Source organism: Nocardia sp. FDAARGOS_372 (assembly GCF_002554515.1).
Taxonomy (GTDB): domain Bacteria; phylum Actinomycetota; class Actinomycetes; order Mycobacteriales; family Mycobacteriaceae; genus Nocardia; species Nocardia farcinica.
Genome location: NZ_PDDW01000001.1, coordinates 6,322,901 through 6,345,092, shown reverse-complemented (window position 1 = coordinate 6,345,092; position 22,192 = coordinate 6,322,901). Strand labels below are relative to the sequence as shown.

General features: G+C 72.3%; 20 protein-coding genes. 9 read left to right on the top strand and 11 right to left on the bottom strand.

Features of this window, described 5'->3' with window-relative positions:
• A complete protein-coding gene (locus CRM89_RS29365) occupies window positions 1–309 on the bottom strand; it encodes a hypothetical protein (RefSeq protein ID WP_011207897.1) in 309 nt (102 codons plus the stop codon).
• Window positions 306–557, bottom strand: coding sequence for a hypothetical protein (locus CRM89_RS29360; protein ID WP_106427495.1), 252 nt, complete (start codon window positions 555–557; stop codon window positions 306–308). Before CRM89_RS29360 ends, CRM89_RS29365 begins: the two co-directional genes overlap by 4 nt.
• Before the next feature lie 83 nt (window positions 558–640).
• On the opposite strand from CRM89_RS29360, the gene ligD reads away from it, so the two are divergent.
• The 9 genes from ligD (at window position 641) to CRM89_RS29315 (ending at window position 9,211) form a co-directional block, all read left to right on the top strand.
• Window positions 641–1,615 carry a non-homologous end-joining DNA ligase gene (gene ligD, locus CRM89_RS29355; RefSeq protein WP_098086825.1) on the top strand — a complete coding sequence of 325 codons (975 nt, stop codon included), beginning with the start codon at window positions 641–643 and terminating at the stop codon, window positions 1,613–1,615.
• Window positions 1,616–1,713: 98 nt separating this feature from the next.
• Window positions 1,714–2,610: a D-isomer specific 2-hydroxyacid dehydrogenase family protein gene (locus tag CRM89_RS29350; protein WP_060593475.1), complete on the top strand. Its 897-nt coding sequence runs from the start codon at window positions 1,714–1,716 to the stop codon at window positions 2,608–2,610.
• A gap of 60 nt (window positions 2,611–2,670) precedes the next feature.
• The gene (locus CRM89_RS29345; protein ID WP_098086824.1) at window positions 2,671–3,372 is read left to right on the top strand and encodes a TetR/AcrR family transcriptional regulator; all 702 of its coding nucleotides are present in this window, start codon (window positions 2,671–2,673) and stop codon (window positions 3,370–3,372) included.
• Window positions 3,373–3,449: 77 nt separating this feature from the next.
• Window positions 3,450–4,619, top strand: a complete 1,170-nt coding sequence (locus CRM89_RS29340) for an acyl-CoA dehydrogenase family protein (RefSeq protein WP_060592818.1) — start codon at window positions 3,450–3,452, stop codon at window positions 4,617–4,619.
• Window positions 4,620–4,679: 60 nt separating this feature from the next.
• On the top strand, window positions 4,680–5,390 hold the full coding sequence (locus CRM89_RS29335; RefSeq protein ID WP_086850334.1) for an ESX secretion-associated protein EspG: 711 nt from the start codon (window positions 4,680–4,682) through the stop codon (window positions 5,388–5,390).
• A 107-nt stretch (window positions 5,391–5,497) separates the two neighbouring features.
• Entirely contained in the window at window positions 5,498–5,872 is a 375-nt protein-coding gene (locus CRM89_RS29330) for a hypothetical protein (protein WP_011207890.1), read from the top strand.
• Window positions 5,869–7,242, top strand: a complete 1,374-nt coding sequence (locus tag CRM89_RS29325) for a hypothetical protein (protein ID WP_098086823.1) — start codon at window positions 5,869–5,871, stop codon at window positions 7,240–7,242. The genes CRM89_RS29330 and CRM89_RS29325 overlap by 4 nt, the downstream gene beginning before the upstream one ends.
• A gap of 72 nt (window positions 7,243–7,314) precedes the next feature.
• Complete coding sequence (locus tag CRM89_RS29320) at window positions 7,315–8,061, top strand: TioE family transcriptional regulator (RefSeq protein WP_098086822.1); 747 nt, start codon at window positions 7,315–7,317, stop codon at window positions 8,059–8,061.
• Window positions 8,062–8,116: 55 nt separating this feature from the next.
• Window positions 8,117–9,211, top strand: coding sequence for a serine hydrolase (locus tag CRM89_RS29315; protein ID WP_172964600.1), 1,095 nt, complete (start codon window positions 8,117–8,119; stop codon window positions 9,209–9,211).
• 17 nt (window positions 9,212–9,228) lie between these two features.
• On the opposite strand, the gene proB is transcribed toward CRM89_RS29315, so the two are convergent.
• The 9 genes from proB to CRM89_RS29270 all read right to left on the bottom strand — a co-directional run bounded on the left by proB (window position 9,229) and on the right by CRM89_RS29270 (window position 21,847).
• On the bottom strand, window positions 9,229–10,329 hold the full coding sequence (gene proB, locus CRM89_RS29310; RefSeq protein WP_011207886.1) for a glutamate 5-kinase: 1,101 nt from the start codon (window positions 10,327–10,329) through the stop codon (window positions 9,229–9,231).
• Between the two features lie 76 nt (window positions 10,330–10,405).
• Window positions 10,406–11,863, bottom strand: a complete 1,458-nt coding sequence (obgE, locus tag CRM89_RS29305) for a GTPase ObgE (RefSeq protein WP_011207885.1) — start codon at window positions 11,861–11,863, stop codon at window positions 10,406–10,408.
• A gap of 138 nt (window positions 11,864–12,001) precedes the next feature.
• Window positions 12,002–12,268: a 50S ribosomal protein L27 gene (rpmA, locus tag CRM89_RS29300; protein WP_060592822.1), complete on the bottom strand. Its 267-nt coding sequence runs from the start codon at window positions 12,266–12,268 to the stop codon at window positions 12,002–12,004.
• 22 nt (window positions 12,269–12,290) lie between these two features.
• Window positions 12,291–12,602 (bottom strand): 50S ribosomal protein L21, encoded by a 312-nt coding sequence (gene rplU / locus CRM89_RS29295; protein ID WP_011207883.1) that lies wholly within the window; start codon window positions 12,600–12,602, stop codon window positions 12,291–12,293.
• 281 nt (window positions 12,603–12,883) lie between these two features.
• Window positions 12,884–16,321 carry a translation initiation factor IF-2 N-terminal domain-containing protein gene (locus tag CRM89_RS29290; protein ID WP_098086820.1) on the bottom strand — a complete coding sequence of 1,146 codons (3,438 nt, stop codon included), beginning with the start codon at window positions 16,319–16,321 and terminating at the stop codon, window positions 12,884–12,886.
• A 506-nt stretch (window positions 16,322–16,827) separates the two neighbouring features.
• Window positions 16,828–17,247 carry a nucleoside-diphosphate kinase gene (ndk, locus tag CRM89_RS29285; protein ID WP_060592824.1) on the bottom strand — a complete coding sequence of 140 codons (420 nt, stop codon included), beginning with the start codon at window positions 17,245–17,247 and terminating at the stop codon, window positions 16,828–16,830.
• 10 nt (window positions 17,248–17,257) lie between these two features.
• Complete coding sequence (locus tag CRM89_RS29280; RefSeq protein WP_011207880.1) at window positions 17,258–17,668, bottom strand: DUF4233 domain-containing protein; 411 nt, start codon at window positions 17,666–17,668, stop codon at window positions 17,258–17,260.
• A gap of 19 nt (window positions 17,669–17,687) precedes the next feature.
• Complete coding sequence (locus CRM89_RS29275; RefSeq protein ID WP_060593478.1) at window positions 17,688–19,058, bottom strand: folylpolyglutamate synthase/dihydrofolate synthase family protein; 1,371 nt, start codon at window positions 19,056–19,058, stop codon at window positions 17,688–17,690.
• A 107-nt stretch (window positions 19,059–19,165) separates the two neighbouring features.
• The gene (locus CRM89_RS29270; protein ID WP_060592825.1) at window positions 19,166–21,847 is read right to left on the bottom strand and encodes a valine--tRNA ligase; all 2,682 of its coding nucleotides are present in this window, start codon (window positions 21,845–21,847) and stop codon (window positions 19,166–19,168) included.
• Between the last annotated feature and the right edge of the window lie 345 nt (window positions 21,848–22,192).

Below are 22,192 nucleotides of genomic sequence, written 5' to 3'. Positions count from 1 at the left end.
CTACAGGCTGAGGGTGGCGCGCAGGCTGGCGTCCAGCGATTCGGTCTCGGCCGGGGTGAGCCTGCCCACCGGCGCGCTCAGCCACGGGCGGTAGGCGCGATGCAGGCGCATGGCGTCGACCCAGCCGTGATCGGTGTAGACGCCGAGGACGTGCCCGGGATCCTCGGCCACCACCGGCACCACGTGGACCCAGCGGTACGGGGAGGCGATGACAGCGGGGTCGGAGACCAGCACAACCGTGCTGCGCCTCGGGAAGGGCGTGCCGTCACGCAGTGTCGGTGTGTAGCTCCAGATCTCGCCGCGCCTCATGCGTCTCCGCGGGAGCGGCGCCTGGCATCGGCGGCAGCCGAGTCGAGCAGGTCGAGTTCGTCGTGGGCGGCGGCACGTTCGGCGTCCTCGTCGACCGGCAGGTCGGTGAGGCTCTCGCGCACGACGGCGGTGCGGACGGCGGCCGCCACGAACGCGTCGAGACTTCGATGGTGGCGCGCGGCGGCTTCCCGTGCCCAGGCGGCGATTCGCGAATCCAGGGTCACCGTGACGCGCGCCGCCTCGCTCATGACGCTATGCATACCAGAGCGGTGGCGTCCGATGGAACCGCGCGCGGCGCGTCGATGCCGCGCCGCCACCGGGCCGGACGGCTATGGTCACAAGGGTGGCCAGCAAGTCGTCGAGCCCGGCCGTCGAGTTGGATGTCGGCCCCCGCCGGGTGCGCGTGACGAACCCGGACCGGGTCTACTTTCCGGAAACCGGGGCGACCAAGCTCGACTTGGTGCAGTACTACCTGAGCGTCGGCGACGGAATCGTCAGCGCACTGCGGGAACGTCCCTGCATGCTGCACCGGTTCCCGAAGGGATTGGCCGGGGACAAGGTGCACCAGAAGCGCCTGCCGGCCGGGGCGCCGGACTGGGTCTCCACGGTTCGGGTCTACTTCCCCCGCTACGGCCGCCACGCCGACGAGCTGTGCGTGCGCGAACTCGCCGAGGTGATCTGGGCCGTGCAGATGTCGACCGTGGAGTTCCACCCGTGGAACTCCCGCAGCGCCGACACCGAACGCCCGGACGAGTGGCGCATCGATCTCGACCCGATGCCGGATTGCCCTTGGTCGCGCGTCCAGCGAGTGGCGGGGGTGGTGCAGGAGGTACTCGGCGAGCTGGGCGCGGTGGGCTGGCCGAAGACCTCCGGCGGCAAGGGCCTGCACGTCTACGTGCGCATCGCACCGCAGTGGAGCTTCACCGAATTGCGCCGCGCCGCCCTGGCATTCGCCAAGGAGGTGGAGCGCCGCGCGCCGGACGACGTGACCACCACCTGGTGGCGGCGCGACCGCGACCCGAAGTTGTTGTTCGTCGATTACAACCAGAACGCCCGCGATCACACCATCGCCGCCGCCTACTCGGTGCGCGGGGTGCCGCAGGCGACGGTGTCGACCCCCGTACGCTGGTCGGAGATCCCCGACGTGGATCCGCGCGACTTCACCATGAAGACCGTCCCGGCGCGCTACGCCGACCTCGGCGACCTGCACGCCGGGATCGACGATGCCGTGTTCCTGATCGACGAACTGCTCGAGTGGGCCGACCGGGACCGGATCGAGGCGGACCCGCCGACGGATCGGGAATAGTCCGCAGAGGTCGGGTGTCGGAAACCGGCGAGGAGGTTCGCACCGTGAATCAGACAGTCGTGCCGATCGCGATCGGCCCCACCGGGCACACCCCGGCGATGCTGGAGAAGGCGATCAGCGACGGCGGGGCGAAACTCGTCGACCTCGACGCGGCCCGCGCCCTGATCTGGGTGGGCTCGGCCGCGGAGTTCCCGCAGCGGCTGCCCGAGACCGTCGAGTGGGTGCAGTTGCCCGCCGCCGGCGTGGAGGACTGGTTCGCCCTCGGCGTCTTCGACCGGCACCCCGGCGTCCGGTTCACCTCCGCGGCAGGCGCGTTCGCCGCCAGCGTCGCCGAGCACACGCTGGCGCTGCTGTTGGCCGGCGTGCGCTACCTGCCCGAGCATCTGCGCGCCACCAGCTGGCGGCAGCAGGACTTCTTCCCGCACGTCGGCACGCTGCGCGGCAAGACCGTCACGATCGTCGGCGCGGGCGGTATCGGCCGCGCGCTCATCCCGATGCTGGTGCCGCTCGGCGCGCACATCATCGCGGTCAACCGCTCCGGCCGCCCCGTGACCGGCCCCGGCATCCCCGACACGATCGAGACCGTTCCCGCCGAGCACCTGGCGAAGGTCTGGCCGCGCACCGATCACGTGGTGGTGGCCGCCCCCGCCACCGCCGACACCCGGCATCTGATCGACGCCGACGTGCTGGCCCGGCTGCGGCCCTCCTCGTGGCTGGTCAACGTCGCCCGCGGCTCCCTCGTCGACACCGATGCCCTGGTCACCGCCCTGACCGACGGCACCATCGCCGGCGCGGCCCTCGACGTGACCGACCCCGAGCCGCTGCCCGACGGCCATCCGCTGTGGTCCCTGCCCAACGCGATGATCACCCCCCACGATTCCAACCCACCGCAACTGCGCTTCGCCGCGTTCGCCGATCACGTGGCCGAGAACGTGACGCGCTTCGTCGCGGGCACTCCCCTGCTGGCCCCCATCGACACCGACCGGGGCTACTGACGGTCGCTCGCACGGCCACGACCCACGCACTCCCGCGACGGAGCGGTACTCTGTCCCGGCATGAGCATCCGTGACCGAGTCCTGACGGCGGCCCTGGCGTGCTTCGCCGAGGACGGGTACGAGCGCACCACCATCGCCCGCATCCGGGAACGCAGCGGGGTGTCCAACGGCGCGCTGTTCCATCATTTTCCGAGCAAGGAAGCGATTGCCGGGGCGCTGTACGTCGACGCGATGGGTTCGGTGCACGAGGAGTACCGACGGGTGCTGGCGCGCCGCCCCGCGACCTTGGCCGACGGGGTGGGCGGGGTGCTCGAGCGCCACCTGTCCTGGGTCGAGGCCGATCCGGTGCGGGCGCGCTTCGTCTACGCGCAGGGCAGGCTCGACTGGGCGAGCGAGCCGGGTGAGCGCCTGCGGGCGATGAACGCGGAGATCGGCGCGGCGTGGCGGGAATGGCTGGCCCCGTTCGTGTCCCGGGGAGAGGCACGGGATCTGCCGATGACGGTGGTGGTCGCCGTGGTGACCGGGCCCGCCCACGCCCTGGCCCAGCAATGGCTGGCAGGCCAGTTGCCCGGATCGCTGCTCGCCTTCCACGCCGCGCTCACCGAGGCGGCGGTCGCCGGCCTGTCGGGCGACCCGGCCCGTGGGTCGGCGCCGGCGTCGCGGCCGGTCGCGGGCCGGCTCCGGCTGCAACTCGTCGACGCCGACGGGGCGGTGGTGGCCGAGGGCGAGGCGACGACGACGTTGACCCGTCCGGACCACTGACCCCTACCGAGCAAAACTCCGGAGTGTTACTCTGCCCCGGTGGCCGTCGAACGAAGCGGCCGGAGCAGGAGCAGGCGATGACCCACGCCGAGATGACAGCACCGCCGTTCGAGCCGACGGCGGAGCACCGGACGCTGCGGGAACAGGCGCGGCAGGTGGCGGCCGAATTCGCGCCCCGAGCGGTCGCCGTCCGGAGGCACACCCTCGAGCACGGCGAGATGCACCCGGAGCTGTGGCGGGCGTTCCGCGCGAACGGACTGGCCGGAGCAGCGCTCTCCCCGGAGGTGGGTGGCCGGGGCGCCGGCGTACTCGGCGCCGCGCTGGTCCTGGAGGCGTTCGCCGAGCACGGCATCGTGCTGTGGATGCCCGCGCTCACCACCGCGATCGCCTGCGCGATGGAGCGTCTCGGCCCGGCGCCCGCCCGCGACGTGTGGTTGCCGCGGATCGCCGCGGGCACCGCGCAACTGGCGATGGCGGCCACGGAACCCGAGTCCGGGCACAACCTCTTCCGCGTCCGCACCGAAATCCGTGCCGACAGCGACGGTTTCGTGGTCTCCGGCCGCAAGCGGGTCAGTTCCGGTGTCGATCTGGCCGAGCGCGTCCTGGTGTTCGGCCGGGCGACGGAGGGATTCACCACGGTCCTGGTCGATCCCCGGGCTCCCGGCGTCACCGTCACCGAGGTGCCGATGGGATTCCGGGAAGGCGTGCGGCAATTCGAGCTCGACTTCCACGAGGTCGCCGTCCCGGCCGCGGACGTGGTCGGGCGCGCCGGTGCGGGGCTGCTGACGCTGTGGCCGTTCACCCATGTCGAGCGGGTGCTCACCGCCGCCATCTGCACGGGTTCGGCCCGGCACAGCATCGAGCGGGCCGTGCGGCACGCGAAAACCAGGACGGTGGTCGGCTCGGCGCCCATCGGCGCAAACCAGGCGCTGGCCCACCCCTTGGCCCGGTTGCACGCGCGGACCGCCGCCGTCCAATTGCTGGTGCACCGCTGCGCGGCCCGGATCGATGCCGATCACCCCGACAGCGCGGCCGAGGCCGCCGCCGCCAAACTACTGGCCGCCGACCTGGCCTTCGACGCCGCCGACCACACCACCCAGGTGCTCGGCGCCGAAGCCTGGGACGAGCGATCCGGCTGGATCGACCTGTATCTGGACGCGCGGCTGGCCCGCTCCGGACCGGTCAGCAACGAGTTCGCGCTCAACCACCTCGCCGAGCACGTGCTGGGGTTGCCGCTGCACCGGTGAACCGCATGCGCGAGCGGGGGCCGCGCCGCGCGGCGGACGGGAAGCGGCATAATCGTCCCGGTGCACTGGATTTTCACGCCGGACGAGTTCGTCCATGTGTGGCGTGAGACCGATGTCGACCGGCCGCCCTATCCGCTGCGGTTGCTCGAGTCGCCGCGCACCGAGCAGGAGGCCGAGGTGTTGCGCGGCCGGATCGCCGAGCGCTTCCCGCCGGGCGCGGACCCGGATCTGACCGCCTGCCTTCGGATTCTGGCCCACCCGCACACGCGGGTGGTGGCCGTCGGCACCGGTGCGCACCAGGGCGAGGAACTGCGGTTGCTCGGTTGCACGGTGTTCGATCGCGCGGTGTTGGTGCGGCAGGATCCGCCCGCCGCGCCGGGTGCGGCCGGGTCGGTCCGGGTGTCGATCGGGCACGCGGGAAAGTTGGGGGCGCGCATCGCGAGTCTGCTGCCGAAGGCGCCGCCGGGCCGCGAGCCCGCGCGGGCCGCACCGACCGCCGAGGTCTACGACACCGAGGCGGTGCGCCCGGCGCCGGCGGTCGCCCGCATCCGCCGGCTGCTGCTGGCTCCGCACACGGGCGAGGGGCACATCCGCATCGAGCCGCGACTCGACCGCCCCCAGCCGCCCGCGCCGATCCACTACACCTGGTTCGACGTGGCCGACGACGGCCGCTACCTGGTCAAGGCGGACGACACCGTGCGGGTGGTACCGGCCTCGGCCGAGCAGTTGGCCGCCCAGCTGCAGAAACGGGTTCCGGCGCAGGCCGGTTGACGGACCGGCCGCGGCGAGCGGGAGACGCTGTCGGCGGCACCGGTTAGGCTGAATCGGATCCGGCCGGTGGGCGTTCCGGTCGGAGGCGACGATCTCAGGGGGTGCGCATGACGATCGAGACGAGCCGGGCCGATATCGCGCGGTTCACGGAGCAGGCGCGTACCGGCACCGTCCGGTTCGATCCGGAGGCGGCCCGGCGCTGCGCGCAACTGTACGAACAGCAGGCGGATCGGCTGCTGCACCTGCGGGAGCGGCTCGAATCCGTCGCGCACGTGCAGGGTTTCGGTGGGTTCGAGTCGGCGCGGCAGTTGCAGGCCGGGTTCGGGCACAAGGCACGCGACGCCGCCGCCCTGCTGGACCACTACATCGAAGCGGCCTACCGGATGAAGGAGGCCTACCTGATCAGCGCGGGGCTCTACGAGGAGGCCGACGCCGCCCACGCCGCGGCCCTGCGCGCGGTGGAGACGAGGTTGCCCCGATGAGCGGCACCGACCCGACCTACATCAGCTCGATGGAACATTTCGAGTCGATGTCGCACGAGGAGATCCACGCCAAGACCCGGGAGATCGACGCCGGCGAGATCCTGCGCGCCTCGGGTGTCTGGCTCGAGGCGGCGGCCACCCTGGCCTCGGCCATGCCGTTGACCCGCGCGGCGGCCGACCGGGTGATGAACTCGATGGAATGGGAAGGCGCCGCCGCCGAGGCCGCCTATGCCAGCACCCGCAGTTTCGCCGCCTCGGTGGAGGAGCTGAGCGCGGTGATGGGCGAGGTGGGCGCCCGGCTCGGCGCCGTCGCGGCGGCGGCCGAGACGGTGAAGCTGGCCGTGGTGCCGCCCGGCGACTCCGGGCCGGTCGGCGCGATCGCGCGACTGCTCGAGGCGGCCAAGGTCATCGATGCCCAGATGATGCAGGAGGCCCTGCGGCAAGAGGCCGTGCTCGCGATGAACATGGTCTACAAGCCCGCCTATTCCGCCGCGGGCACGGGGGTGCCCGCACTGCCCGTTCCGCCGGGGACGATGACCGTGCCCGACGCGGGAGACGCACTGCCGCAACCCGGTTCGACGCCCGGGGGAGACTACTCGTCGCCCGGGGCGGCACCGGAGCCCGACGGTGCGGAACCGCCGCTCGTGCCGGAGGGATCGATTCCCCCCGAGACGGCATCGCCGGAGGCGGGTTCGCCGGCCCCCGCGCCGGACGGAACCGGCACCCCGTCGCCCGAGTCCGGCACGCCCGCCCCGTCGCCCACCGAGGAAGTGCCCGCGCCCGACGGCGCAACCCCGACGCCGGAGGCGCCCGCACCGCCGAGCGCCGATCCCGCACCGCCCGTCCCGCCGGACCCGAGCCCGCCGGCCACCGAGGCTCCGACGCCGGACCCCGCCCCCGAATCACCCGGCCCGGCGCCGGAGCCCGCGCCCTCGACGCCGGATGCGCCACCGTCGGCCGAGACCCCCGTGCCACCTCGAGCCGAGGTCCCCTCGCCGCCCCCGGCACCAGAGACACCACCTGCACCCGAACCAGCGCCGGAACCCGCACCGGAGCCCGAACCGGCGCCAGCGCCGGCACCCGCGCCGGAGCCCACACCGGCACCCGAACCGGAGCCCACACCAGCACCCGAACCCGCACCCGCACCCGCACCCGCACCGGAGCCCACACCAGCACCCGAACCCGCACCAGCACCGGCACCCGAACCGGCACCACCGCAGGAGGTCCCGCCGCCGGCGCCGGATCCGCGGGCCCCGCTGCCCGACCCCGGTGGGCAGCCCGGCGTCACCGGTCCGATTCCCGAGGGCGAGCAGGGCGCCGCCCACCAGTCGGGCACCGACCAACCCGGCGTCATTCCCACCCGCACCTGACCGGCGGTGACGCCCCGGCGGCGAATCGGTCCCCGGCGACCCGGGGATTCCGCCGCCATTAGCCTCGACGGGGTGAAGTACCTGCGCCCCGCCGATCTCGCCCGGCGGCACGGGCTGTCCACGCAGGCCGTGCGCAACTACGAGGCCGAGGGGTTCCTCCCGGCCGCGGGGCGCACACCGTCGGGGTACCGGATGTTCACCGAAGTCCACGGCGCCGCGTTGAGCGCCTTCCTGGCGCTCGTCACCGGCTACGGTCACGCGACGGCCGGGCGGATCATGAACGCGCTCAACGCCGGTGATCTCGACCGCGCCCTGCGGCTCATCGACGAGGGCCATGTGCGGCTGGTCGAGGACCGGCGCACCCTCGACAGCGTCCGCCACGCCGTCGAGCATCTGACCGACACCGGGGCGGAACCACCACGGCCGGAACCCGGCGCCGCCGCGCGCACCATCGGTGAGCTCGCCCATCTCCTGCGGGTGACCCCGGCGACGCTGCGCAACTGGGAGGAGGCGGGCATCCTGTCCCCGGACCGCGAGCGCGGCACCGGCTTCCGGCGCTACGGTCCTTCCGACGTGCGGGATGCCCGGCTGGCACACCTGCTGCGCCGCGGCGGCTATCCGCTCGAGCGGATCGCCCTCGTCGTCGCTCAGGTCCGCACGGCGGGCGGCACCGACGAGCTCGCCGACGCGCTGGCGCAGTGGCACGGCAGGCTGCTCGCCCAGGGCGCGGCGATGCTGGACGCGGCCGCGAAGGTCGGGGAATACCTACGGCTGCGGTCGGATTCGGGCACCGATACCGCGACCGTCGGCTCAGGGTGAAGATCCGGGACGTTCCCGATGGCCGGAACTGCTTGGCGGCCAATAGCTTCGACCCATGCGAACTCGAAGGATGCTGGTCGGGCTCTGCGTCGGGAGCACGTTGCTGCTGGTGGGTTGCTCGACGGTACAGCGGGCGTCCGCGCTACAGCGCGACCTCGACGCGGTGACCGCCGCGGGTGTGGCGGGCGCGGTGGCCACCGTCGACGACCGGACGACATCGCTGGTGATCACCAGTGGTGTCGCCGACCGGTCGACGGGGGCCGCGATGCCCGAGCACGGCCGGGTCCGCATCGGCAGTGTCACCAAGACTTTCACCGCCGCGATCGTGATGCAGCTGGTCGCGGAGGGGAAGGTCGACCTGGATGCCGCCATCGATACCTACCTCCCCGGCCTGCTCACCGGCGACGGTGTGGACGGGCGGGTGATCACCGTGCGACAGCTCCTCCAGCACCGCAGCGGGCTCCCCGAGTTCGCCGGACGACCGGGCGCCGACGAGCTGATCGCCGCCGCCGAGAACCGGACGCTGGCCCCGGCCGAGGCGGTGTCGACCGCGCTGGCGCACCCGGCGCAGTTCGCGCCGGGCACCCGGTACGCCTACACCAACACCAACTACATCGTCCTCGGCCTGTTGATCGAGCGGGTGACCGGACGCTCCTACGCCGACGAGCTGCGCGACCGGATCATCGCCCCGCTCGGCCTGACCGACACCTACCTGCCCGCGCCCGGTGAACGCGAGATCCGCGGCGAGCACCCGCACGGCTACCTCGACACCCCCGACGGGGTGATCGACGTCTCCCGGATCGAACCGTCGATTCCCTGGGCGGCCGGAGCACTGGTCTCCACCGGCCGCGACCTCAACACCTTCTGGCGGGCTCTGGTGGACGGGCGTCTCGTCCCCGCACCGCAGCTGGCCGAGATGACCACTCCGCAGGACGGGGCGAGCGAGGACGAGGGGCGCGGCTACGGGCTGGGGGTCGGCGCGACCGAACTGTCGTGCGGCGTCCGCTACGTCGGGCACAGTGGCGGCATCCCCGGCTATCACACGATGTCCGGTGCCACTCCCGACCGCGCCGCGACCATCACGTTCACCCAGGCGCCGCGGACACCGCCGGACAGCAAGGCACTGCTCGAACACGCCCTGTGCCCGTGACCCGCGGGCCGGTCGGGTCAGACCTTGACCAGGTCGTCGGCGTGGATCACCGGCCGCTGCATGGTGTCGGGCAGTTCGGTGGTGGACCGGCCGAGCATGGTGGACAACTCGGTGCTGTCGTATTCGACCACACCGCGCGCGACCAGCCGCTGGTCGGCGGCGAGCAGATCCACCACGTCACCGCCGTGGAAGCGCCCGCGCACGGCGGTGATCCCGGCGGCGAGCAGGGACCGGCGCCGCTGCGCGACCGCCTGCACCGCGCCGTCGTCGAGGACGAGCGCGCCGCGGCTGTCGGCGGCGTGCCGCACCCAGAACTTGCGCGCCGACAACCGCACCGGGCGGGCGGCGAACGCGGTGCCGACGGTGCCGCTGCCCAGCGCGGTCGCAGCCTGTTCGGCGGCGGCCAGCAGCACCGGGACGCCCGCGTCGGCGGCCAGTCGCGCGGCCGAGAGCTTGGAGGCCATACCGCCGGTGCCGAGCACGCCGCCGCTGCCCGCGATCACGCCGTCGAGGTCGGCACTGCTGCGCACCTCGGGGATGAAGGTGGCCGCGCCCTTGCGGGGGTCGCCGTCGTAGAGGCCCTCGACGTCGGAGAGCAGGATCAACGCGTCGGCGCCGACCAGGTGGGCGACCAGTGCGGCCAGCCGGTCGTTGTCGCCGAACCGGATCTCCTCGGTGGCCACCGTGTCGTTCTCGTTGACGACCGCGACCGCGCCGAGCGAGCGCAACCGGTCCAGCGTGCGCTGGGCGTTGCGGTGGTGCTCGCGGCGGGAGAAGTCGTCGGCCGACAGCAGCACCTGGCCGACGGTGCGACCGTAGCGGGCGAAGGAGGTGCCCCAGGCGTGTGCGAGGGCGAGCTGCCCGACGCTGGCGGCGGCCTGCTTGGTCGCCAGATCTCGTGGCCGGCGGGACAACCCGAGCGGGGCGAGCCCGGCGCCGATCGCGCCGGAGGAGACCACCACGACATCCGATCCGGCCCGCATGCGCGCCTCCACGGCGTCGGCGAGCCGGTCCAGCCGGGTGGTGTCCAATCCGCCTTCGAGACTGGTCAGCGCCGACGAGCCGATCTTGACGACCACGCTGCGCGCCGACGCGATCGCCTGCCTGGCCGCGCTCAACTCCGACGCCCCGAGCGAATTCACCTGCGTCACAACAGAACTCCTACCCCACACCCGTGCGCCGCCGCGGCGGCGCTCACCGCTGTTCGTCGTCCTCCACCAGGCCGCGGCGGACCCGGGAAGCGTGCTTGCGTTCGGCGGCGCTGACCCGGTCGCTCTGCTCGAGCCGCACGTCGGTGCCGCGGCCGGTGCGCACCATGTCGACACCCGCGCTGATCTGCGGCTCCCAGTCGAAGGTGACATCGCCGATGGTCACCGGCGCACCCGGCTCGGCGCCCAGCCGCACCAGTTCCTCCTCGACACCGAGGCGGGCCAGCCGGTCGGCCAGATAGCCGACGGCCTCGTCGTTGTCGAACTGGGTCTGGCGCACCCAGCGCTCGGGGCGGGCGCCGCGCACGATGAACCCGCCGGGCTCGTCGGGGTCGGGATGCACGGTGAACCCGGACTCGTCCACCGCGATCGGACGGATGACCGGACGCTTGGGCGCGGCCTTCGGATGCGCCTCGCGGTATTCGCGCACGAGATCGGCCAGCGCGAAGGTCAACGGCCGCAGACCGGCCCGCGAGACCGCCGAGATCTGGAACACCGGCCAGCCGCGCGCGGTGAACTCCGGGGTCACCATCTCGGCCAGCTCGGCGGCGTCGGGCACGTCGGTCTTGTTGAGGATCACCACGCGCGGGCGGTCGGCCAGATCGCCGAGCCCGGCGTCGGCGGCCAGGGCGGGCTTGTAGGCGGCCAGTTCGGCCTCGAGCGCGTCGACATCGGAGATCGGGTCACGGCCCGGTTCCAGGGTGGCGCAGTCGACCACGTGCGCGAGCACGGCGCAGCGCTCGAGATGCCGCAGGAAGTCCAGGCCGAGGCCGCGGCCCTGGCTCGCGCCGGGGATGAGGCCGGGCACGTCGGCGATGGTGAAGGTGGTGTCACCGCTGGCCACCACGCCCAGGTTGGGCACCAGGGTGGTGAACGGGTAGTCCGCGATCTTGGGCTTGGCCGCCGAGAGCACCGACACGAGCGAGGACTTGCCCGCGGAGGGGAACCCGACCAGCCCGACGTCGGCGACGGACTTGAGCTCGAGCACGAGGTCGCGTTCCTCGCCGTCCTCGCCCAGCAGGGCGAAGCCGGGGGCCTTGCGCGCCTTCGAGGCCAGCGCCGCGTTGCCGAGACCACCGCGACCGCCGCGTGCGGCGACGAAGCGGTTGCCCGCGCCGACCAGGTCCACCAGGACCTCGCCGTCGCGGTCCAGCACGACGGTGCCGTCGGGCACCTTCAGCAGCAGGTCGCTGCCCATCTTGCCGTCGCGGTTGCCGCCCTCGCCCGGCTTGCCGTTGCCCGCCTTGGCGTGCGGGTGGAAGTGGAAGTCGAGCAGGGTGTGCACGTTCGGGTCGACCTCGAGGACGACGTCGCCGCCGTTGCCGCCGTTGCCGCCGTCGGGGCCGCCGAGCGGCTTGAACTTCTCGCGGTGCACCGACGCGCAGCCGTGACCGCCCTTCCCGGCGCGCACATGCAGCACGACACGGTCGATGAACTTCGACATGGTCGAATCATCCTCCTTCTGGGCTGGTCGGTGACGGCGCCGCTCGGTGCGGCGGGATTCACCGGGACGAGAACACGAAAAGCGGGTCAGGGTGTGGCACCCTGACCCGCTCGGCTCGAGTCCGGATCGGCTCGGCGGTCAGGCCTGAACCGGCTCCGGGGCGACGATGTTGACCGTCTTGCGGCCACGCTTGGTGCCGAACTGCACCGCGCCCGCCGCGAGGGCGAACAGGGTGTCGTCGCCACCGCGCCCGACGTTCACGCCGGGGTGGAAGTGGGTGCCACGCTGGCGCACCAGGATCTCGCCGGCCTTGACGGTCTGACCGCCGAAGCGCTTGACGCCGAGTCGCTGGGCGTTGGAGTCGCGTCCGTTCCGGGAGCTGGACGCGCCCTTCTTGTGTGCCATAGCTGTGTCTCCTCGGGATGTCTTACTTGATGCCGGTGACCTTCAGGACCGTCAGCGGCTGACGGTGACCCTGGCGCTTGTGGTAGCCGGTCTTGTTCTTGAACTTGTGGATGCGGATCTTGGGGCCCTTGGTCTGCTCGACCAGCTCCGCGGTCACCGAGCGCTTGGCCAGAGCCTCCGCCTCGGTGGTCAGTTCGGCGCCGTCCACCACGAGGACGGGCGACAGCTCGACGGCGGCACCCGGCTCGCCCTCGATCTTCTCGACCTTCACCAGGTCACCGACCGCGACCTTGTACTGCTTTCCGCCGGTCTTGACGATCGCGTACGTTGCCATCGGTCGGCTTCCTCCACTCGATGTATGTCTAATCGTGCTTCGTGCACGTCACAGGTCGTGACGCGACGTGTCTTGGCTGGTTGCTGCACGGGGGCGCTTGCTCCTGCTTCCCGCTCATACCGTCCCGGAATTCTGTCGGGAAGCATCTCGGGCGCGTCAGCATGATGCGCATCGCCAGGCAGCGACCGGTCAAGGCTACCAGAAGGGTTCCGTGCGACCCAATTCGGTCCCCGGCGCCCGGCCGGGAGCGGCGCCGGTGCGCGCCGCTCCCCCGGCTCGGCTCAGTTCGCTTCGTCCGCGGGCGGCCCGGCGGGACGGCCCACTGCCCGGCGGCGGGGCCGCTCGCGCGGCAGCACCACCGGTGCGGGTTCGTCGGCGTCGAACACCGGTGCGGCGGGCTGCTCGGTGCCCGACACCACGAACACCGCGGCGCTGCTGTCCGCGGCGGGCGCGGCAGCCGACCGCGCGACCCGGCGGCGGCGCGCGGGCCGCTCCGGCGCGACACCGTTGGCCTCGGCGGAGGACGCGGGCACGTCGGCGGACGACTGCGACTCGGCGGACGGCGCGGGTGTGGCGGCGGCCGGCTCCGGCGCCTCGTCGGCGACCTGGCCGGGCTCGACCTGTCCGGCGAGTTCGGCCACCGCCGACTCCGCAGCCGCGACCTCCTCGGTGACCGGGACCTGCTCGGCGACCCCCGGCTCGGCGCCGGACTCGGTCACCGCGACCGCACCCGCGTCGGTGGGCAGGGTCAGCACGGCCTCGGCCTGCTCCTCCAGCGCCTCCGGCGTGGCGGCGCCGGTCTCGTCCCGTTCCTCGTCGGCGGCTGCCCGCTCGGCGGCATCCTCCGGCTGCGCGGTGTCCGGCCGGTCCGCGGCCTGCTGGGCGGCCGCCTCCCGCCGGGCGGCCTCGCGCTGGGCTCGACCGGCCCGGCGCCGCGACCGCGAGGGCCGCACCTCCACGGTCTCGATGTCCTCGTCCTGGGCGACGGCGTCGGTGTCCGGCCCGGCCGCCACGTCGGCGACCTGATCGGCCACCGACTCCTCGGCGGCGCCCACGGATTCGGGGTGCGCCTCCGGCTCGTCGTGCTCGCCGCTGCCGGACTGGTGCGCGGCCATCGCCAGCGCGACCGGATGGGCGCGCTTGACGGCCGCGTCCTCCACGGTCTCGGTGGGCGCGGCGCCGTTGGCGGCGGGCGCGGCGGCGCCCTTGTCCCGCCCGCGGCGCCGGCGCGAACCGCTCTCGCGGCGGCCGCCGGACTCCTCGGCCTGGCCGGGTTCCACCGGGTAGTTGTGCACGATGATGCCGCGGCCGTGGCAGTGCTCACAGGTGGTGGAGAAGGCCTCGACCAGGCCGGTGCCCAGCTTCTTCCGGGTCATCTGCACCAGGCCGAGCGAGGTCACCTCGGAGACCTGGTGGCGGGTGCGGTCGCGCCCGAGCGCCTCGGTGAGCCTGCGCAGCACCAGGTCGCGGTTGGACTCGAGCACCATGTCGATGAAGTCGACGACGATCATGCCGCCGATGTCGCGCAGCCGCATCTGGCGCACGATCTCCTCGGCCGCCTCCAGGTTGTTCCTGGTGACCGTCTCCTCGAGATTGCTGCCACCGGAGCCGGTGAACTTGCCGGTGTTGACGTCGATGACGGTCATCGCCTCGGTGCGGTCGATCACCAGGGTGCCGCCCGAGGGCAGCCACACCTTGCGGTCGAGCGCCTTGGCCAGCTGCTCGTCGATGCGGTAGGTCTCGAAGACGTCCACGCCGTTGTTCTCGTGCCGCGAGACCCGCGCCAGCAGGTCGGGGGCCACGGTGCGGATGTAGTTCTGCACCGTCGTCCATGCCCGCTCGCCCTCGATGACCAGCTGGGAGAAGTCCTCGTTGAACAGGTCGCGGATGACCTTGACCAGCAGGTCGGGCTCCTCGTAGAGGGTCTTGGGCGCGCCGCCGTCCTTGTCGGCCTGTTCCTGGATGCTGCGCCAGGTGCTCTGCAACCGCTCCACGTCGCGGGCCAGCTCGGCCTCGCTCACGCCTTCGGAGGCGGTGCGGATGATCACGCCCGCGTCGGGCGGGACGATCTCGCGCAGGATCTCCTTGAGCCGCTTGCGCTCGGTGTCGGGCAGCTTGCGGCTGATCCCGGTGGAGGTGCCGCCCGGCACGTACACCAGGAAGCGGCCCGCCAGGCTGATCTGGGTGGTGAGCCGGGCGCCCTTGTGCCCGACCGGGTCCTTGGACACCTGTACCAGCACCTGATCGCCGGGCTTGAGCGCCTGCTCGATCTTGCGTTCCTTGCCGCCGAGACCGGCGGCCTCCCAGTTCACCTCGCCCGCGTACAGCACGCCGTTGCGGCCGCGACCGATGTCGACGAACGCCGCCTCCATGCTCGGCAGCACGTTCTGCACCTTGCCGAGATAGACGTTGCCGACCATGGACGGCTGCCCGGTGTCGGTGACGAAGTGCTCGACGAGGATGTTGTCCTCGAGCACCGCGACCTGCGTGATGTTCGGGTGGTCCGGGAAGTTCTTCTCGCGCACCACCATCACCCGGTCCACCGCTTCGCGGCGGGCCAGGAACTCCGACTCGGTCAGGATCGGCGGCCGCCGCCTGCCCGCCTCGCGGCCGTCGCGGCGGCGCTGGCGCTTGGCCTCGAGCCGGGTGGAGCCGGTGATGCCCTGCACCTCGTCGACGCTCGCGCGCCCGCGGGCCTTGTTGCGCGGCTCGCGCTCGTGCACGACGGTGTTCGGCGGATCGTCGTCGGCGGGCTGGGCCTCGTCGCCGTCCCCGCCGACCTTGCGGCGGCGGCGACGGCGCCGCCTGCGGGTGGAACCCTCGGGTCCGCCGTTCTCCTCGGACTCCTCGGTGTCCTCGCCCTCGCCGGCGTCCGCGGTCGCGGCGGCGTCGGTGGTCTCGGCGGATTCCTCGGCCTGCGCGGACTCGGACTCGCGCTCCTCGGTGTCCGAGTCGGCGTGGTCGGTGTCCTCGCCGTCGGTGTCGGTGTCGGTGTCGTTCTGCTGCTCGCCGCGGCCACGACCGCGGCCACGACGACCACGCCTGCGCCTGCGCGGCTGGCCGTCGCCCTCACCCTGATCGGCGTCGGCGCCCTGCTCGCCACGGTCCTGCTCGCCACGGTCCTGCTCGTCGGCCTCGGCGGCCTCGGGCTCGGTGGTCGCGGTGTCGGCCTCGTCCTCGGGCGCGGCCTCGGCCTTGCGGGCGTCGCGTTCGGCGCGGCGCTTGCGGCGCAGCTGCTCGGCGGCGGAGGCGTCCGGCGGCAGGAACAGCGGTGCGGCCACCTCGGCGGGCGGCTGGAAGACCACCGGTTCGGCAGGCGCCTCGGCGCGGACGGGATGGGTGAACAACTGCGCGGTGGCGGGCTGGTCCGCCGGCGCGGGGGCGCTGGTCTGCAGGGGATCGGGTGCGGAGAACAGCAGCCCCGGTTGCGCGGGGGCGGCCGGTTCCGGCTCGGGTTCGGGTTGCGGGGGCGGGGCGGGCGCCGCGGTGGCGGTCGCGGGCTCGGCGTCGCCCGCGGCGAGGGCGTCACGCACGGTCTCGGCGACCGCCCGATCGACGTTGGATTGCGCACTGCGCGCCTCGGAGCCCAACTCGCTGAGTTTGGCGAGGATGCGTTTGCTGGTCACTCCCAGCCGCTTGGCAAGTGCGTGAACTCGGATTCGCTCCGGCAATTGATCGGCATCCTGTGATGTTGTTTCCAGCGGCTCTTGATCGGCCACGAAGTCTCCTCGGGCCCCCGGGCGCGTTCCAGTCCGTTGACTGTGACGCGGCCGGCGCGGGGGCGCTGTCTGTAACACCTCACGTCGTCGACGCGAGGTCCTGTGGTCTCGCCCCGCGTGCCCGGTTGTCACCTGGTTCTTCGTCGTTCGGGCTAACTGGTCACGCGGCGCCTGGCTGTTGGCTGAACTCCACGGCACGAGCGCTCATCCAGCGTGCCGACGCGAACCCCCACGCCCTCAGCAACCGGGCGTGAGCATCCGTGGCAGCGATGATCGGCATCGAACCGCGGTGTCATCCGGTCACCGTCGTCACCCACGTTTCGCGTACCAGCGCGAACAGTCGGTGTCGACGAGGACCACTGCCAGTATCCCATACACCGCGCCGGTAACTCGCCATCGGCGCACAGGTGAGCGAATGCCCAGGAGTTGCCGGGTGCCCCGGCGTGCCGCGGAGACGACGGTGGCGGCGGGGAAATCCCCGCCGCCACCACCGGACGATGCGGGCCCTACGCGGCCGGGAACTCCGGGAACCAGAGACCGATCTCACGCTTGGCCGACTCGGGCGAATCGGAGCCGTGGACCAGGTTGTACTGGGTCTCGAGGCCGAAGTCGCCGCGGATGCTGCCGGGAGCGGCCTTCTCCACCGGGTCGGTGCCGCCGGCGAGCTGACGGAAGGCGGCGATCGCGCGCGGGCCCTCGAGCACCGCCGCCACGACCGGGCCGGAGGTGATGAACTCGATCAAGGAGCCGAAGAACGGCTTGTCGGCGTGCTCGGCGTAATGCTCGCGCGCCAGCTCGTCCGACACCTGCTTGAGCTCCAGGGCGGCGATCTTCAGGCCCTTGCGCTCGATCCGGGCCAGCACCTCGCCGACCAGGCCGCGCGACACGCCGTCCGGCTTGATGAGTACCAACGTCTGCTCAGTCACGGCGCACAGCCTAACGGCCCTGGGGGCGTACCCGCTGACTGGGCAGCAGCCCCCGGTCCATCCGCCGCTTCACCTCGTGCCGCAGGATCAGGATGAACGCCCAGACCAGCACGAATACCACCCCGATGACGAGGATGGAGAGGTGGATGAACCCGCCGAGCAGCACCAGCACCTGCAGGCCGAGGTTGAACGCCAGCGCCCAGGACCGGCCCTGCAAGCCGGCGCCGAGGATCATCGCCAGCGCCAGGATCACCAGGTAGCTGCCGGAGAACCAGGTGATGCCGCCGCCCACGTCGGCGACCACGGGCAGCGCGAGCAGCACCACGATCGACTCGAGCACCAGCGTGCCCGCCATCACGCCGCGCAGGCCCTTCCACGGGTCGGGCGGCGCGGGCACGTCCGCGGGGCGTTCCTCACTCATCGGGTGTCCTTTCGCCGCGTCACGCGGGGTCCTTGCCGAACAGCGCGCGAGCCGCCCCCGCGGTGACCACCGAACCGGTGACCACCACGCCGGCGCCGGAGACCATCTCCCCGCTCTCACCGACCTCTTCGGCGAGCGCGATGGCGGTTTCCAGCGCGTCCGGCAACGTCTGGGCGGTGACGACCCGTTCGTCGCCGAACCGCTGCACGGCCAGGTCGGCCAGCGCGTCGATCTCGAGCGCGCGCGGTGAGCCGTTGGTGGTCACCACGATCTCGTCGAACACCGGCTCCAGCGCCTCCAGGATCCCGGCCGCGTCCTTGTCGCCGAGCACGGCGATCACTCCGACGAGCTTGCGGAAGTCGAACTCGGTGCTGATGGTGGTGGCCAGGGCGCGCGCCCCCGCCGGATTGTGCGCGGCGTCGACGAAGATGCTCGGCGCGCTGCGCATCCGCTCCATCCGCCCCGGGCTGGCGACCGCGGCGAAGCCCGCGCGGACCGCCTCGACGTCGAGTTGCCGCTGCGCGCCCGCGCCGAAGAACGCCTCCACCGCGGCCAGCGCCAGCACCGCGTTGCGGGCCTGGTGCTCACCGTGCAACGGCAGGAAGATCTCGTCGTAGACCCCGCCGAGGCCCTGCAGCTCCAACTGCTGCCCGCCGACGGCGATGCGCCTGCTCAGCACCGTGAACTCGGCGCCCTCACGGGCGACGGCGGCGTCGACCTCGACGGCGCGGCGCAGCAGCACCTCCATCGCCTCGGGCTCCTGCTGGGCGATCACCGCGACGGTGTCGCGCGGCACCAGGCTCTCCGGCGCGCGCTTGATGATGCCCGCCTTCTCCCCGGCGATGCTCGCCAGATCGGGCCCCAGATACTCGGTGTGGTCCAGGCCGATGGGGGTGATGACCGCGACCTGCCCGTCGATGACATTGGTCGCGTCCCAGGTGCCGCCCATCCCGGTCTCCACCACCGCGACATCGACCGGCGCCTCGGCGAAGGCCGCGTAGGCCATGCCGGTGAGCACCTCGAACTTGCTCATCGCCGGTCCGCCCACGGCGGCCGACTGCTGGTCGATCATCTCGACGTAGGGCTGGATCTCCCGGTAGGTCTCCACGTACTTGGCCGGGCTGATCGGCGCGTTGTCGATGCTGATGCGCTCGGTGGCCAGCTGCAGATGCGGGCTGATGATGCGGCCCGTGCGCCGGTGCAGCGCGGTGAGCAGGGCATCGATCATCCGGGTCACCGAGGTCTTGCCGTTGGTGCCCGCGATGTGGATGGCCGGGTAGGCCTGCTGCGGCGAGCCGAGCAGGTCCATCAGGGTGGCGATCCGGGTGAGCGAGGGCTCGATCTTGGTCTCCGGCCACCGCTGGTCGAGTTCGGCTTCCACCAGCGCCATCTCGGCCAGCTCGACCGGCGACGGCCCGGAGCCCAGCCGGGCGCCGGTGCCGTCGTCGCGGTACTGCCGCTCCGGTTCCGGGTTGGCACCCGGTGCGCTGTCCTCGCTCACCGGGCGCCCAGTTCGGCCAGCCGCGCCCCGATGCGCGCCACCTCGACGGCGGCGACGTCGCGGCGGGTCCTGATCTTGTCGACCACCTGCTCCGGCGCCTTGGCGAGGAAGGCCTCGTTGCCCAGCTTGCCCTCGGTGGTGGCCAGTTCCTTCTGGGCGGCGGCCAGATCCTTCTCCAGGCGCTTGCGCTCGGCCTCGAGGTCCACCGACCCGGAGGTGTCCAGTTCCACCGTGACGGTGGCGCCGCTGAGCCGCACCTCCACCGAGGCGGTGGCCGCGAAGTCGGGGCCTGCCTCGGTGAGGCGGGCCAGCGCGGCGATCGCGGGCGCGAGCGCGCCGAGCTCGGCGCTGTCGACGCCGATCAGCTTGGCGGCCACCTTCTGCTTGTCGGCCAGTCCCTGGTCGCTGCGGAAGCGCCGGATCTCGGTGATCAGGCGCTGCGCGTCGGCGATGCGGCGGGCCGCGTCGGCATCGGGGGTGACGCCGCTCGCGGTCGGCCAGGCCGCGACCACCACGGATTCGCCGCCGGTCAGCGCCTGCCACAGCGACTCGGTGACGAACGGGATCACCGGGTGCAGCAGGCGCAGCACCGCGTCGAGCACGGTGCCGAGCACGGTCCTGGTCGATTCGGCCCGCGCGCCGTCGGCGGCGAACTGCACCTTGGCCAGTTCCAGGTACCAGTCGCACAGCTCGTCCCAAGCGAAGTGGTAGAGCGCCTCGCAGGCCTTGCCGAATTCGTAGGCGTCGAAGGCGGCGTCGACCTCGGCGAGCACCTCGTCGAGCCGGTCCAGGATCCAGCGGTCGGCGTCGGTGAGGCTGCCCCGGTCCGGCAGCTCGCCCGGTGCGGCGCCGTTGAGCAGCGCGAACTTGGTGGCGTTGAACAGCTTGGTGACGAAGCTGCGCGAGGCGAGCGCGTGCGGCTCGCCGACGGAGAGGTCACCGCCGGGCTGGGCACCGCGGGCGAGGGTGAAGCGCAGCGCGTCGGCGCCGTAGGAGCGGATCCAGTCCAGCGGGTCGATGCCGTTGCCGCGCGACTTCGACATCTTCTTGCCGTGCTGGTCGCGGATCAGGCCGTGCAGGAAGATGTCCTTGAACGGCACCTGCACCTGGCCGGGGTCCTTGCCCGCGGTCAGCGCCGGGTCCTCGGCGACGTACATGCCGAACATCATCATCCGGGCGACCCAGAAGAAGAGGATGTCGTAGCCGGTCACCAGCACGCTGGTCGGATAGAACTTGGTCAGCTCGGGGGTGGCATCGGGCCAGCCCATCGTGGAGAACGGCCACAGGCCCGAGGAGAACCAGGTGTCGAGGACGTCGGGGTCCTGCACCCAGCCCTCGGGCGGTGTCTCGCCGGGGCCGAGGCACACGACCTCGCCGTCGGGGCCGTACCAGATCGGGATGCGGTGGCCCCACCACAGCTGGCGCGAGATGGTCCAGTCGTGCATGTTGTCGACCCACTCGAACCAGCGCGGTTCCTGGCTGGCCGGGTGGATGACGACCTGGCCGTTGCGCACCGCGTCGCCCGCCGCCTTGGCCAGCGCCTCGACCTTGACCCACCACTGCATCGACAGGCGCGGCTCGATCGGCTCGCCGGTGCGTTCGGAATGCCCGACGCTGTGGATGTAGGGCCGCTTCTCGGCGACGACTCGGCCCTCCCTGGCCAGCCGCTCGCGCACCTTCACCCTGGCCTCGAACCGGTCCATGCCGTCGAATTCGGTGCCGGTGTTCGCGATCCGGCCGCGCTCGTCCATGATCGTCGGCATCGGCAGGTTGTGTCGCAGGCCGATCTCGAAGTCGTTGGGATCGTGGGCGGGGGTGATCTTCACCGCGCCGGAACCGAATTCGGGATCGACGTAGTCGTCGGCGACGATCGGGATCTGCCGCCCGGTGATCGGGTGCTCGAGGGTGGTGCCGATGAGGTCCCGGTAGCGGGGATCGTCCGGGTGCACCGCGACGGCGGTGTCGCCGAGCATCGTCTCCACGCGGGTGGTGGCCACGACGACATGGGGTTCGTCGTCGTCGAGCGAGCCGTACCGCAGCGAGACGAGTTCGCCTTCGACGTCCTCGTGCTTGACCTCGATGTCGGAGATCGCGGTGCGCAGCTCCGGCGACCAGTTCACCAGTCGCTCGGCCCGGTAGATCAGGCCCGCGTCGTAGAGCCGCTTGAACATGGTCTGCACGGCGCGCGAGAGGCCCTCGTCCATGGTGAAGCGGTCGCGGCTCCAGTCGACGCCGTCGCCGAGCGCGCGCATCTGCCACTGGATGGCGCCGCCGGATTCGCGCTTCCAGTCCCAGACCTTCTCGACGAACAGCTCGCGGCCGAAGTCCTCCTTGGTCTTGCCGTCCACGGCGAGCTGCTTCTCCACCACGGTCTGGGTGGCGATGCCCGCGTGGTCCATGCCCGGCAGCCACAGCACCTCGTAGCCCTGCATGCGCTTGCGGCGGGCCAGGGTGTCCATCAGGGTGTGGTCGAGCGCGTGGCCCATGTGCAGGGTGCCGGTGACGTTCGGCGGGGGCAGCACGATCGAATAGGCCGGCTTGCCGCTGGCGGGGTCGGCGGTGAAGTAGCCCGCCGATACCCAGCGCTCGTACATCTCGGCCTCCACCGCGCTGGGGTCCCAGCTCTTGGGGAGGGCGTCGGCACGATTACGTGAGTTGTCAGGGGCTGTGCTGGTCACTCCGTGATCCTATCGGGCCGCGCCGGACGCGATCGGCCCCCTCCGGCCCCTCCGCGCGGGTGTGGTCCGCGCGATCGGCGGGGCGCCCCGAACCGGGCGGAGACCCGGGCAGAAAAGAAGGCGGAGCCTTCGGTGGATGAGGGACACCGAACACTCCGCCTATGACCAGAGCTTACCGCCTCCCCGGGACCGGATCCGGAATCCACAAGCAATTCTCAGCTTCTGTTCCGCGGGCTGGAAAACCCTGGTCATCCGTCCAGGCCGCCCCGGGCCCCGACTGTGGCCGAGCACAACCGCGCCCTGCTCACGACCAGGGGAAACACCCGTGCGTGCCGGTCCGTTCGG

What these genes read in the sequence shown, in the direction of transcription:
- CRM89_RS29350 (WP_060593475.1), top strand. Translation starts at nt 1,714, where the DNA reads ATGCTGGAGAAGGCGATCAGCGACGGCGGGGCGAAACTCGTCGACCTC.
- CRM89_RS29360 (WP_106427495.1), bottom strand. Translation starts at nt 557, where the DNA reads ATGAGCGAGGCGGCGCGCGTCACGGTGACCCTGGATTCGCGAATCGCC.
- rpmA (WP_060592822.1), bottom strand. Translation starts at nt 12,268, where the DNA reads ATGGCACACAAGAAGGGCGCGTCCAGCTCCCGGAACGGACGCGACTCC.
- ligD (WP_098086825.1), top strand. Translation starts at nt 641, where the DNA reads ATGGTCACAAGGGTGGCCAGCAAGTCGTCGAGCCCGGCCGTCGAGTTG.
- CRM89_RS29315 (WP_172964600.1), top strand. Translation starts at nt 8,117, where the DNA reads ATGCGAACTCGAAGGATGCTGGTCGGGCTCTGCGTCGGGAGCACGTTG.
- CRM89_RS29345 (WP_098086824.1), top strand. Translation starts at nt 2,671, where the DNA reads ATGAGCATCCGTGACCGAGTCCTGACGGCGGCCCTGGCGTGCTTCGCC.
- CRM89_RS29325 (WP_098086823.1), top strand. Translation starts at nt 5,869, where the DNA reads ATGAGCGGCACCGACCCGACCTACATCAGCTCGATGGAACATTTCGAG.
- CRM89_RS29330 (WP_011207890.1), top strand. Translation starts at nt 5,498, where the DNA reads ATGACGATCGAGACGAGCCGGGCCGATATCGCGCGGTTCACGGAGCAG.
- CRM89_RS29365 (WP_011207897.1), bottom strand. Translation starts at nt 309, where the DNA reads ATGAGGCGCGGCGAGATCTGGAGCTACACACCGACACTGCGTGACGGC.
- rplU (WP_011207883.1), bottom strand. Translation starts at nt 12,602, where the DNA reads ATGGCAACGTACGCGATCGTCAAGACCGGCGGAAAGCAGTACAAGGTC.
- CRM89_RS29275 (WP_060593478.1), bottom strand. Translation starts at nt 19,058, where the DNA reads ATGGCGCTGGTGGAAGCCGAACTCGACCAGCGGTGGCCGGAGACCAAG.
- CRM89_RS29280 (WP_011207880.1), bottom strand. Translation starts at nt 17,668, where the DNA reads ATGAGTGAGGAACGCCCCGCGGACGTGCCCGCGCCGCCCGACCCGTGG.
- obgE (WP_011207885.1), bottom strand. Translation starts at nt 11,863, where the DNA reads ATGTCGAAGTTCATCGACCGTGTCGTGCTGCATGTGCGCGCCGGGAAG.
- CRM89_RS29340 (WP_060592818.1), top strand. Translation starts at nt 3,450, where the DNA reads ATGACCCACGCCGAGATGACAGCACCGCCGTTCGAGCCGACGGCGGAG.